The organism is Flavobacterium sp. SM2513 (genome assembly GCF_050908145.1).
Taxonomy (GTDB): domain Bacteria; phylum Bacteroidota; class Bacteroidia; order Flavobacteriales; family Flavobacteriaceae; genus Flavobacterium.
Genome location: NZ_CP194228.1, coordinates 3,573,684 through 3,587,083, shown reverse-complemented (window position 1 = coordinate 3,587,083; position 13,400 = coordinate 3,573,684). Strand labels below are relative to the sequence as shown.

Here is a 13,400-nt window from a genome sequence, read left to right as displayed (position 1 = left end):
AAAAGTTTTAGAATGGGTAACCAATCGCCAAGTTGAACACACCTGACTTTAAGTTGATGTTATCAAGAACCCAACGGTCAGAAAGAGCACCGTAAGGCAATCGCAAAGGTACAGCAAAATCAGTACGTAATACTAAAATAGACAAGTCAAACCGAAGACCAACACCTGCACCAACTGCAATTTCGTCAAAGAACTTTTTAGAGAATTTTCTGTTTCCCGTACCATTGTCGACTCCATCTTCAAGCGACCATATATTTCCTGCATCGAGAAAAACCGCACCGTTGACAACGCTGTAAATTTTAGCACGGTACTCTGTACTGAACTCTAATTTAACATCCCCCGATTGGTCGGGTAGGAACCCGCCCGTAGCTTCTGGGATAAAAGACCCAGGCCCGATAGAGCGTGCTCTAAAAGCTCTGATACTGTTGGTTCCCCCAATAAAGAATTGCTTGATAAAAGGAATCGTCGTCGAATTTCCGTAGGCGAAAGCACCTCCCGCGATTACCCTACTGGCAATTTCACTGTTCTTTCCTAGCTTATGGTAGAACCGAAACTCAGCTTGTAACTTCACAAATTGACTAAAGGGGACATCTAGTATTTCCTTCGGTGCTTCTTTATTGGCATCAGCACCTGTAACTAAACCCGCTATTGTTCCCGCAAGCTCCAAATCACCTTTAAAGTACATGGTGTTCTTCTTCCGCTTCTGCATGGTATTCGTGTAGGTGTAGGAGTACGTTGGACCAAATATCAACTGCTTTTCGATTACCTTTCCTAAAGCTTCATTTTCGTCAATCTGACTTTGGTATAAAGAAGTTACATGCATCGGACTAACATAGGTAATTTCACTCACTTTCAATTCATGTTCTTTCCTAATGTTTTCTTTCCAGATGTATCCAAATGACCCTTTGAAGGTGTTAAGGGAATATAATTTGTCCCGTTGTTGAAACTCATAACCTAGAGATGCTTTGGTTCTTGGCACAAATCCACTTGCAGAATTTAACTTGATTGGCGCAATGAATCGTGGCCAAATTAAGCTTGTTTCGCCACCTAGACGATAGACATTAAAACCGTTATTTTGTCCTGAAACTTGCACTTCCAAACCTCCAAAAACAGAAACGCTTAGCAACTCAGCTCCTTTAAAGGTGTTTCTGTTACTCCAATTTACGTTAAGTTCTGTTCCCGAATAGTTAGCAGAATTGGTCTTCCCTAACACTTCCAGTCGGATAGACTTTTTAGGGAGAGGCGTTAGATAGTAGTAGGCATCAAGATAATTTCCGGTTGTATCAGCGATTTTAAAGGTATTTTTTACAAATTTAAACGTTCCTAAATTGACTAACCTGTTTAGCGAAAGATTATGGTCGGTTCGATTGTACAAATCGTCTTTTTTAAAGTACAAGGTTCTGTCGAAAACACGTGGGTCAAATATATTTTCCTCGTCAATAATTGTAAGGTCGTTGTGCTTTATTGCGTTCTTTTCAGTATTAAAAATAGTGTCGTTGATACTGTAATTTGGATAGACGATTATATTATTAATACGGTATTGCTCTAACGATTTATCTAAGGTTTGCTCCTTAATCTTAACGATTAAATCAACTTCAGATTTACCAACCGTACTATCCACTTGGATTAACAAATCATCTTCCGAAAAGTAGAAAAACCCTTTTTCCTTTAAGCGGGTGTCAATTCGCTGACGCTCTAGTTTAATGATTTCTAAGTTGTAGGGTCTATTTGGTTTTAGAAGTGAACGTCTACTTATTCTATTGATTTGTTTTGCAATCGCAGTCGAATCATCAGGAAATGTCACCGACTTAATTCTGTATTGTTTTCGCGGTTCTACGCTATATTCTGCACTAGCTTTTCTTCCGCGTCGTGTACTGTCTGATTCAACTTTCGTTTTGAAATAGCCGTTGTTTTCGCTGTAATTGCGTAAGATATCTTCATTGTAATCTAAATCCACTTTGCTATACAAAACCGGTGGTTCGCCTAACTTGTATTTCACCCAATGTTTAAAACCTTTGTCCTTTTTTGTTTCACTAACTAGATTATAGAAGAATAGTTTTGGTCGTAAACCTAAGAATGTCTTATTGGGAAGCGGTCGTAACATGTCTTCCATTTCACTCTGTAAAGCTTTTCTTTGCTTTTTTGAAACTAGTGAATCTTGTACTTTTACACTTCCACCTGTATATAATAAGTCACCTTCTGGTACGTACTTATACGTGTTGCATGAACTCAACAGAAATAAAAATAATACCGAATATAGGAGCTGTTTACTGTTCATTAGTTGTCTTTTTGGGAATCGTCTTCTTGTTCTTTTTCAGCTGCTTTTTCTTTCGCCTTTCTGATTTTGTCTTGCTCTTTGCTTTTAGCTTTCGCCTGTTTTTCTTCTTCCGTTCTGTGAAACAACTCGCGAAATTTATCATAATCAAACGTGATGATAAATGCGACACCTGTTTCTACAACTTGCCCTTGTAATGCCACTTGGTAATCATTTTTTCGATACGCTCTAACACGGTAACGTCCGTCTTTTGAAAGTTTATAGTCAAGCGTAACGTCTCCCGCAATTTTATTGGTTTGCTGATTGGCTTGTTGAGGTCCTTCTAAGCCAAAACTACTACCAACAGTAACGGTTAATCGGTCGTCTAACAATTGTTTTGAAACCCCTACATTCAAGTCGGTTCTGTTTTCTTTTTGGCCAGTAGTATAATCATCGGTTGACTCTAAATCGAAATTCAATTCGACCCCTTCAATTAAATCGCCTGCTAAATTATTAAGCTGCTGCGATAGAATTTTACTAGCACTTTGACGAGCAAGGGAATTGGCATCACTTCCTCCAGCTTCGCTTGAAAATGGATTTTCACCAATAAACCGATTCAGTAATAATAATGCAAAAACCTGCTTGTTTAACTCTGAAGGTTGTTGTCTGATTTCTGCTAGTTTCGCTTTCGTAGCGTTAATAATATCTGTTGACACGCTATTATTTCCGTCAGGTAAAATGATGTCAAAAGAAATTTCAGGTTTCAATAATTCACCTTTCATAATCAACTCCGTTTCAAATGGAATCTTTTGTTTGTACGTATTTCTAATGCTAGCTGTCATGCCGTCTAGTTGATTTTCAATCAAATCAATTGGGGAAGCATCGGTTTTATAGATGGCTGTAATGTTTACATCAGCATCAGTTGGCTCGCCAGTCCAAAGAATATAACTTCCTTTTTTAATGTCGAATTTTCTTTTAATAACGTTAAAAGTCATCTCGTAACTTCCTTCGGTAAATTCATAACGTCCGGTTAAAGTGGTCTTACCAGATGCATCGATCCCTCCTGCTAATTGCGCTTCACCTTTTAATTTTAAGAAATCTCCGTTCCCTTTGTCAATCACAATTGAAATCGCAGCTTCTTCCACAATTTCAATATTTGCTGATGCGATAATTCCTCTTAACTTCGTCTGACTTAACGTATCAGAAACCGTCAATTTTTTAATCATCGGCGGATTGTCCTGGTCAATAAATTCTACAATTCCTTCTCTATCTGCAATTGATGGGTCAGATTGTGGTAAAACTATAGTGAAATCAGTGTCTTCATTTATCCTAATTGTACCTTCTATAATAGGTTGATTTAAGTCGCCTTTTACTGAAATTTCGGTATCCATAAACAACTTCCCATAATACACATCATTGTCTTCAGGACCTGAATCCACAGCTTTAAAATTAGCGGCTTCAATGTTCAAATCAAATCCATAATCACGGAAATTTTGAGTTAGAACATCTCCTTTTACAATAAGTTTATTGTTGTTTTCATCACTAATTTCAAAGTTGTCAAAATTAACCCCACGTTGATTAATGACGATTTTATCATTGATGTTTTTAAAATTTGAATTCAATTGTTTTACATTAAATCCAACCTCGTTAAAGCTCAAATCTCCATTAACGGCTGGATTATCTGGAGTTCCTTTAACGGTGAATCTTCCAGATAAAAACCCTTCACTTTTCGTCAAACTACCCATTGTAAAACCTTGGATACTTTTCATGTTCAGTTGTTCCAAATCAAGAACTAAATCAAATGTACTAGAATCTGCTTTGTAGGTTCCATTTAAGTCAACTTGATTCCCGTTTCCAGTAATTCCCACTTTCGCATCGTAAACATTGGCAACATTATTATCTACTTTTATAGCAATGTTTCCGACAGTATCTTTATTAAAAGTAAAATTTTCAACGTTCAAATCAGCGGTAAATAATACTTTTTTATCTAAATTTTTCAATAAAACTTTTCCATCTAAAATTCCTGTCGTTTCAAGATTTTCTTTCTTAATGATGTTCGTAAACGTTTTAATGTCAAAATTGTCGAGCTCTACTGCAATTGGAGCATTAGGTGTTTTTTGTTGTGATTGAATTTTTATCGAACTACCATTGTGTTCCAAATTAAAATTATTTATCAATAATCCTTTTTCATTCAGCACCACTGAATTATTGTTAGGGATAACCCATTTTTCATAATTCAACAAGAAATTATCCGAGTTTAATTTGACGGTACTGTTATTGTCTTTGGTTTCAAGCGATCCACCAATCGCATATTGGTCTTTATTTTTTGCGTCTTTCAATAGAATATCGTAATTCGCTATATTATTTGCCACTGTTCCCGATATTTTGGTATACGGCAAACCAAATGAAGCGTTGCTAATGTCGTCAACAACCACGTTGTAAACTAAAGAATCTCCTTTAGTATTCACGTCAATTACAGCACCGGAAATCGTATTTCCATTGTAAACGATTTTCGGAATTTTCCCTTTAATTTCTATCGTATCGTTCACACTGTTGTAACGACCTTTTATATTTATAGCTTGTAAACTCGTTAAATTCGGGATAATCTTCTGCAAATTCGGGTCGTCTTTTAGATTGATTTCAAAGGTTAAGTGTTGTTTACCAGTTTTCGTTTTCTTTGCCGTTGGATTCGCGTCAAAATATTTCGCAATTGAATTTTGCAAAGCAGCACCAATTTCGCTCAACTTAAACTGTCCGTCCACAGTTGCATTTGCAAATTGAGATTGTAATGTAATTGTGTTTTTATCTGCGGTTGCAATCGCTCTAATTTTAATACTGTCTAACGCCACTTGTTCCTTTTCGTTAGCGTAAACCAAGTCGGTTAAATCAATTCGAGCATTTAAGAAATCTAAGTCAGCCGTCGGAACATCTGCCACAATATTTCCCTTTATTTTTAAAGGTCCAGCGTGTAAATTTAATTTGTTTAAATCAGCAATATCCAGATTCATCTTTAATTTAACAGCCGGATACTTGTCTTTAAATCCACCAGTCGTTGCTAATTTGAAAGTTAGATTGGGGTCGTTCATATCCGCTTTTGCGTCAAAAGTTCCATTAGCAATCGAACCGTCCAAATTTAAATTGGTGTAATTATAACCGTTAAATTTAGCCTGTTTAACAGTTCCAGAAACCGTTGCATTTGCCGTTTTTGGATTTAATCCAACTCCTTTTACTTTAGCATCAACCGAAATAATTCCCATTGAATCATTTCGAATCAATCGACCAATGTCAAAACGGTCAAGACTTACAACGGCATCATAGCGTTCCGAGTTTTTTCGAGTTCTGTCAAAAAGTGCTTTAATTGTTGCATTTCCAGAACTTGATTTCAATTTTAAATCGGTTTTGAAATTATTTATACCACCGTTAAACTTTCCATTTACGGTAAAAGTGTTTGGCAACTGAATGTTATTCGGAATCGTTCCTGAAGGTAAAAAATCGTTCAAATCCTTTGCAGAAGACTCGAAATTATTCAAATCTAAAGCCAAGTTCATTTTTTGAACATCAGGCAATCCCGTCACGTGACCACTTGCTACAATTTTTGTTGTTCCAATACCTGAAAGTTCTAAATTTGGAATCTTAAAATCGTTCACTTTTCCTTTTATGCGACTATTTACTTGTAATATTGCGTTTGGATTGGATTTAAAAGGATTGCTTTTTGCCAAATCAGGAGCAAATAATAAAATGTCTTTAAATCCAATTTTACTTCCTTTCAATGTAGCGTTTAAAGCTAAATCACCAATATCTTTTCCAATTGTGTTGATGGATTCGTAACCAATAATAATTTCGTTCTTCACTTCAGTTTGAGGTGTTTTTAAATATAATTTTTTCAAATAGGAACCTTGATTTCCGTAGAAAAAGTTGGTTGTCAGCGAATCCACTTGAACGCCACTTTTATCGGTAAGTTTGAAATTATTTATACTTCCAGAAATCATTTTTGTCGAATAAAAAAGGGCATTTGCATCTAATTTCAAGCCTTTTAAATCCAAATGTTTGTAATCAATTCCTTTCTGAATCGCAACACTATTATAATCGTCAAATTTGAAATTGACGCTGTCAACTTTAATCGTATTCAATTTTAATTGCCAATTATTTCTTGAAGTTGTTGTGGCTTTTGGTGTTTCATTTAAAACCTTTTTCACTTGCTCTTTTTTTGTCATTGCAAGCGAACTTTTTGTGTTGTTCAAACGAATTTCCTTGATGTCAATAATTTGTTTTTCTAAATCAATTGCATTAAATACAATATTTAGTGAGGCCAAATCGGTCACCGTTTTAATGTTACCCGATTCCGTTTCATAATCGAGAAATATTTTCGACAAAGAAATTTCTTCCACTTTGACTTTTAGGGCATTAGTTTCCGCTTGCTCCATAACCGCTTTCTCAGTTTCTTTGGCTACTTTTTCAACAAGTCCTTGTTTCAATTTAGCTCGAAAACCATCAATTGTGATTTTAGGAACATTGAAATCAAGTTTTTGTAAATCAAAATTTTTAACTTCTGTGTCAAAATGATTTAAGTTTATTTTTGCAAAATTCTTAGTAAAATAATCGTCGTAATTGATTCGAATTTTGTTCAACTCAATGTCTTTCAACGAAATTTTCATAGGGGCCGAACTGTCTTTCTCCTTGTTTGAAGCAAAAGCATCCGTAATATAATCAAAACTAAATTCACCCTGATTGTCGCGAGAAATATTGGCTACGATTCCGTCAATATTAATGTCGTTAAACTCCAGTTTATCGCTGAAAAGTCCGAAAAGATTAAAATTGACAGCAATTTTTTTTCCGTAAAGGAGTGTGTCTTTCTTTTGATTTTCAAGGTAAACGCCTTCTAAAAGAAATTTCTTAGGAAATCCCATTTCAAAATTATCAATGACAACTTTGGTTTTGATTTTTCCTTCAAGGTAGGAAACGGCTTGGTCCTTGCCAAAGTTTTGCACAACTGGAATTTGTATTGCGATAAAAAGTATCAGAATTAGTAAAATCAAAATTCCGATAATCCATCCAAATACACGAAGCGTTCTATAAAAATACTTTTTCAAGCGATTAAGTTTAATTGTTTTGGTGAAATGAGGTAGTCATTTTATTTCAAAAAAGGATGATATAAATTTCTAATGACTTCATTTTGCTACAAAGATGGCAAAACGACCTTAAATAAACTTACGTTTTGTAGATTTAATATTGTGAAATTTGCCATTCAATCTTACCTTTTAGCATAAAAAAAGAGAAAACAATCGGTTGATTATTTTCTCTTTCTATATTATCAACGGATTTTTTTATGCCATTTCTAAAACTGGAAATTCAATTGAAGTTATATTTTTCTTCCAAAAACTCAATTTTTCACGAGTTATTTCACTCTTATCGAACGAATTTTTCTGTGAGAGTAAATTTTCATAATATGCAATACCTGAAATCAGATTTGATTTGAACGAATTCCATTTTTTTAAAACCACATTATTTATTGCGGTGTGGTCTTCGATTTCTTTTTTCAGATAATCAACATACAGTTCAATTTCCTTTATAAATAAGTTAGGGCGGTTTTCAAAAGGCATCACATTTGCACGTCCGTAAATATGATTGACCATTTTTTCAAGCGAAATTTCCTCATTGAAATAAGCCATATTTGGTCCAGGACAAATAACAACTCCTTGGGATTCGCCTTTGATTTTAATATCGTTATCTAAGTAAGAAGCATTCGCTAATCCTACACAAAGACAGGCTTTTTCAGTAATAGAGTCTTTTCGTTTTTGATATATTTTATCAGAAATATCAGCTTTCATCTCATCCAGTTCTTCCAACTTTGTATCTTGGTATTTTTTGGAAGCGGTACAAATTCCGTTGCCTTTGCTATCTTTACTCAACGCTAAAAACTTTTTCGGACACGAACTTCCTCCTTTGTCTTTGTCAATTCGTTGTTGTTTGAAAAACTCATTTGACGTTCCGCGAATCGTATTAAACGGAATTCCCAACGGCGAAATATGACTTAAATACAAATCTTTTTCATTGGCTTTTGCCAAAAGCGCTCGGGTTTCAGTATCAAGTGTCGTTGCTTCGGGAACCAATAAAAAGGGCGAACCCCAACCTACAGAGTCCATATTGTAATTTTGGAGTAAGAAATTATGTTCCGCTGAAGTTCCAACGCCACCTTGAACAGTTATCTCCATTGGAAACGGTTGTTTTGGAATGGGAAGATTTTTCAATTCCAAGGCTTTGGTCATCATTTGGAAATTATTTGCAATTAATTCCTCTTTCTTTTGCTTGAATTCTTCCAAAATCGGACCGAGTAAAATTCCGTCAGTTGCAAAGGCGTGACCTCCACAGTTTAAACCCGATTCAATCCGGTATTCGGAAACCCACAAACCTTTTTTAGCAAAAAAACTTCCTTGAATCATTGCCGAACGGAAATCACTCACTTTTAGAATAATTTTCTTTTTAAGTTGGTTGTTTTCGTCTCCAAAAAAGTCAGAAAATTGCTCAAAATAACTGTATAATCTCGGATTTAGTCCTGCAGAAAGTACCACAGAAGAAGTTAATTTGCTATTGGCAAAGCCTCGAAGTGCCGCGTGTGCATCATTATACATTACAGGTAAAGCTTCATTTTTGACAAAGTTCTCTTTGTCCACTTTAGTCATAATGTTCACGTCAATAGCACCTGGAGAAAGATGACGTTCAATATAATCCGCCACTTTGTTCTTTAATTCGAATCCGTCTTCAATTAAATGTTGCAAACCAGTTCTGACATCTGATTGAGTGGGCAACATGTTGATGTATTGCTCAAGCGCTTCTTTATTTTCGCACAATTCCGCTTTGAAATTTTCGAACTTTTTCTGAACAATATCGGAAACTAAATTCAGATAAGTCGTGATTCGTTTTGCACGGTAATCCTCCATTTTCTGGGTAATTTCGTGGTACGGTTTCTCGAATTTTTTGCTATAAAAAGCAGTCATCTTTTCAATCAAATCATCGTCAACAATTGAAAGAACAGATGAAATGCCAAAATGCGCGACTTTTATTGGGCTGTCAATGGTATACGCCAATCCCATCACCGGAATGTGAAAGGAGTGGAGTTTTTGTTTTTCATTAGTCATATGTAGATAATATTTGTTTTTTATTGGAATATGGATTTCGCATATCTTCATCTGTAATTAATACGAACGTTAGGGTATGCTCATTTCATATTCAATATTTTATAAGGAACAAATATTGAAATTTCCATCCACTTAAAAACTGATATTTATCAGTTAGACAAAAAGATTTTTGAGCGATTTGGATTAATTTTGTGTTAAAATTCAGGCAATTACAACTTGCAATTATTTAGTTATATTTGCAGTCCTAAAAAGGATTTATGTCAACAGAAATCAACAAGCTTAAAATATTCAACGACCCGATTTATGGATTTATTTCGTTACCCAATACGCTGATTTATGATTTAGTGCAACATCCTTACTTCCAAAGGTTACGACGTATTTCGCAAATGGGTTTGTCCTATTTGGTTTATCCTGGAGCACACCATACAAGATTTCATCACGCTTTAGGTTGCATGCATATTATGCAAAAAGCGGTCGATGTGTTGCGGTTTAAAGGAGTTGAAATTTCAAAAGAAGAAGAAAAAGCACTTTATATTGCGATTTTATTGCACGACATTGGTCACGGACCTTTTTCGCATGCCATGGAACACAGTATTGTGGAGGATGTAAATCACGAGTCGATTTCATTACTTTTTATGGACGAATTGAACAAAGAGTTTAATGGCGAATTGACGTTGGCAATCCAAATTTTTAAAGAAGAATACCATAGGAAATTCATGTTGCAATTGATTTCAAGTCAGTTGGACATGGACCGAATGGATTACTTACGTCGCGACAGTTTTTACACAGGAGTTGCGGAAGGAAATATCAATTCAGAACGTTTGATTCAAATGATGAATGTGGTGGACGATACTTTGGTAATTGAAGAAAAAGGAATTTATTCAGTAGAGAAATTTTTGATGGCAAGACGATTGATGTATTGGCAAGCGTATTTGCATAAAACAAGTTTAGTAGCCGAAGTAATTTTGACGAAAGTCCTAAAAAGAGCCAAGGAATTGACGCAAAGAGGAATCGTTTTATCCTGTAGCCAGCCGTTGTTGTTTTTTATGCAAAATAAAATTACACAAGAAGATTTCGATTCAAAAACCTTAAATCTATTTGCACAATTAGACGATTACGATATTATAAGTGCTTTGAAAATGTGGCAATACCACGACGATTACGTGTTGAAAAGTTTGAGTGCAATGATTATTAATCGTGATTTGTTGAAAATAAAAATCAGTGATGAAAAATATTCGCAGGAAGATGTTGATTTGTTAATTGGCAAATTTATTAAGCTGAATGGACTGACCTATCATGATGCAAGTTATTTTGTTACACGTGGTAAAATAAAAAATCAAGCCTATAGTAAAGATTCAGAACCCATCCGAATTTATAAAAAAGACAGGACTGTTATTGATGTAGTTGCAGCCTCCGATCAATTAAATTTGAAGGCGTTGACAAAACCCGTAACTAAATACTATATTTGCTTTCCAAAAGTACTTGCTGAAAAGTAACTTTTAACTCCTATTTTTTATATTTTTGTCAGAATGAAATTTACAGCAGAACAAATAGCGGGCATATTAGAAGGTGAAGTGATAGGAAATCCTAACGCTGAAGTTTCCACATTGTCAAAAATAGAGGAAGGAGTTGACGGTTCGCTCACTTTTTTGAGTAATCCGAAATACGTAAGTTTCATATATACTACACAAGCTTCCGTTACTATTGTAAATAAAAACTTTGTTCCCGATTCCCCAATTTCTACTACACTCATTAAGGTAGAAGATGCTTATGGCGCTTTTACAAAAGTGTTGACCTTTTATGCTCAAGCAAAAAACGACAGTAAGAAAGGAATTGAACAGCCTGTTTTTATGTCGGAAGATTTGAAATATGGTGCTGATTTATACTTAGGCAGTTTTACTTATATTGGTAAAAATGTCACTTTAGGTAAGAACGTGAAAATATACCCCAACTGTTACATTGGAGATAATGTAATTATTGGAGATAATATGTTGATGCATGCCGGAGTTCGAATTTATTCGGAAACCGTAATTGGAAATAATTGTTGTCTGCATTCAGGCGTAATTGTTGGAGCAGATGGTTTTGGTTTTGCACCAAATGCGGAGGATGCTTATGACAAAATTCCTCAAATTGGAAACGTTATTATTGAAAATGATGTTGAAATTGGAGCAGGAACTACTATTGATAGAGCTACAATGGGTTCTACGATTATCAGAAATGGTGTTAAATTAGACAATCAGATTCAGATTGCTCATAATGTTGAAATTGGTGAAAATACCGTAATTGCTGCACAAACGGGTATTGCAGGTTCGACTAAAATTGGCAAACATTGTATTATTGGTGGACAAGTAGGTATTTCAGGTCATATTGTCATTGGAAATAACGTGCGAATTCAAGCGCAATCTGGTGTAACGAAGAATATGAAGGACGATGAAATTATACAAGGTACGCCTGCATTTGGATATAATGATTTTAGTAAATCGTATGTTCATTTTAAGAATTTGCCAAAAATGGTGATTCAATTTAATGAAATGATAAAAAGTAATATAAAAGAATAAACCCTAAATTTAGTACAATGGTTAAGCAAACTACCATCAAAAGCGAGATTTCTCTTACAGGAGTAGGACTCCACACTGGGAAAGAAGTCAAGATGACTTTTAAACCCGCACCAGTAAATAACGGTTATACCTTTGTCCGAATGGACTTAGAAGGTCATCCTATTATTGAAGCGGATGCAAATTATGTGGTAAATACCCAACGAGGAACTAATTTAGAAAAATTAGGCGTAAAAATTCAGACTTCAGAGCACGTTTTAGCTGCATTCGTAGGTTGTGATGTGGATAATGTCATTATCGAAATGGATGCATCTGAGCCGCCAATTATGGACGGTTCGTCGAAGTATTTTGTTGAAGCTATTGAAAAAGCAGGTGTTGAAGAACAAGAGGCAGAACGCAAATTTTATGTAGTGAAAGAGGTGATTTCCTTTACAGATGAAGCTACGGGAAGTGAAATTCTAGTCATGCCTTGCGATGATTATCAAGTTACGGCAATGGTAGATTTTGGCACTAAGGTGTTGGGAACTCAAAATGCCAGTATTAAAAACATGAGCGAATTTAAAACTGAAATTGCAGATGCAAGAACATTCAGTTTTTTACATGAATTGGAATCATTATTAGAAAACGGATTAATTAAAGGAGGCGACTTAAATAATGCGATTGTATACGTAGACAAAGAAATTTCTGCAAGTACAATGGAACATTTGAAGGTGGCTTTTGGCAAAGATGAAATCGCGGTAAAACCCAATGGGATTTTAGATAACTTAACTTTGCATTATCCCAACGAAGCGGCTCGACACAAGTTATTAGATGTAATTGGCGACTTGGCTTTAATTGGTACTCGAATTAAAGGAAAAGTAATTGCGAATAAACCAGGCCATTTTGTAAATACACAATTTGCAAAAAAGATGGCGAAATTGATTAAAATTGAAAAACGAAATTTCGTTCCAACCTACGATTTGAATCAACCGCCATTGATGGATATTCATAAAATTATGGAAATGCTTCCGCATCGTCCACCGTTTTTATTGATTGATAGAATCATTGAAATGTCGGATTCTCATGTAGTAGGATTGAAGAACGTGACGATGAATGAAAACTTCTTCGTTGGTCACTTTCCAGATGCACCCGTTATGCCAGGTGTTTTGATTGTAGAAGCGATGGCACAAACAGGAGGAATTTTGGTATTAAGTACTGTTCCGGACCCAGAAAATTACTTGACTTTCTTCATGAAAATTGACAATGTCAAATTCAAACATAAAGTATTACCCGGCGATACGCTGATTTTTAAGTGTGATTTGATAACACCAATCAGAAGAGGAATTTGTCACATGCAAGCTCACGCGTATGCGAACGGAAAGTTAGTTGCGGAGGCAGAACTGATGGCGCAAATTGCCAGAAAACAATAAATTAAAATGGTTTCAAGTTTAGGTTTCATGTTGCAGATAACTTGAA

Annotated in this window: 6 protein-coding genes; 3 read left to right on the top strand and 3 right to left on the bottom strand. The window is 35.2% G+C overall.

What is annotated here, in order from left to right; genetic code table 11:
* Positions 1-7: 7 nt before the first annotated feature.
* The 3 genes from ACQ5J2_RS15270 to ACQ5J2_RS15260 all read right to left on the bottom strand — a co-directional run bounded on the left by ACQ5J2_RS15270 (position 8) and on the right by ACQ5J2_RS15260 (position 9,390).
* Positions 8-2,278, bottom strand: a complete 2,271-nt coding sequence (locus ACQ5J2_RS15270) for a BamA/TamA family outer membrane protein (RefSeq protein WP_432671328.1) — start codon at positions 2,276-2,278, stop codon at positions 8-10.
* A complete protein-coding gene (locus ACQ5J2_RS15265; protein WP_432671327.1) occupies positions 2,278-7,344 on the bottom strand; it encodes a translocation/assembly module TamB domain-containing protein in 5,067 nt (1,688 codons plus the stop codon). The genes ACQ5J2_RS15270 and ACQ5J2_RS15265 overlap by 1 nt, the downstream gene beginning before the upstream one ends.
* Before the next feature lie 234 nt (positions 7,345-7,578).
* Positions 7,579-9,390 carry a hypothetical protein gene (locus ACQ5J2_RS15260; protein ID WP_432671326.1) on the bottom strand — a complete coding sequence of 604 codons (1,812 nt, stop codon included), beginning with the start codon at positions 9,388-9,390 and terminating at the stop codon, positions 7,579-7,581.
* A 257-nt stretch (positions 9,391-9,647) separates the two neighbouring features.
* Here ACQ5J2_RS15260 and ACQ5J2_RS15255 point away from each other — a divergent pair, with 257 nt between their 5' ends.
* Genes ACQ5J2_RS15255 through ACQ5J2_RS15245 form a run of 3 tightly spaced genes read left to right on the top strand, consistent with a single transcriptional unit; the run spans position 9,648 to position 13,354 of the window.
* Positions 9,648-10,886, top strand: a complete 1,239-nt coding sequence (locus ACQ5J2_RS15255) for an HD domain-containing protein (protein WP_432671325.1) — start codon at positions 9,648-9,650, stop codon at positions 10,884-10,886.
* Positions 10,887-10,919: 33 nt separating this feature from the next.
* On the top strand, positions 10,920-11,948 hold the full coding sequence (gene lpxD / locus ACQ5J2_RS15250) for a UDP-3-O-(3-hydroxymyristoyl)glucosamine N-acyltransferase (protein ID WP_432671324.1): 1,029 nt from the start codon (positions 10,920-10,922) through the stop codon (positions 11,946-11,948).
* A 17-nt stretch (positions 11,949-11,965) separates the two neighbouring features.
* The gene (locus ACQ5J2_RS15245; protein ID WP_432671323.1) at positions 11,966-13,354 is read left to right on the top strand and encodes a bifunctional UDP-3-O-[3-hydroxymyristoyl] N-acetylglucosamine deacetylase/3-hydroxyacyl-ACP dehydratase; all 1,389 of its coding nucleotides are present in this window, start codon (positions 11,966-11,968) and stop codon (positions 13,352-13,354) included.
* Positions 13,355-13,400: the final 46 nt, after the last annotated feature.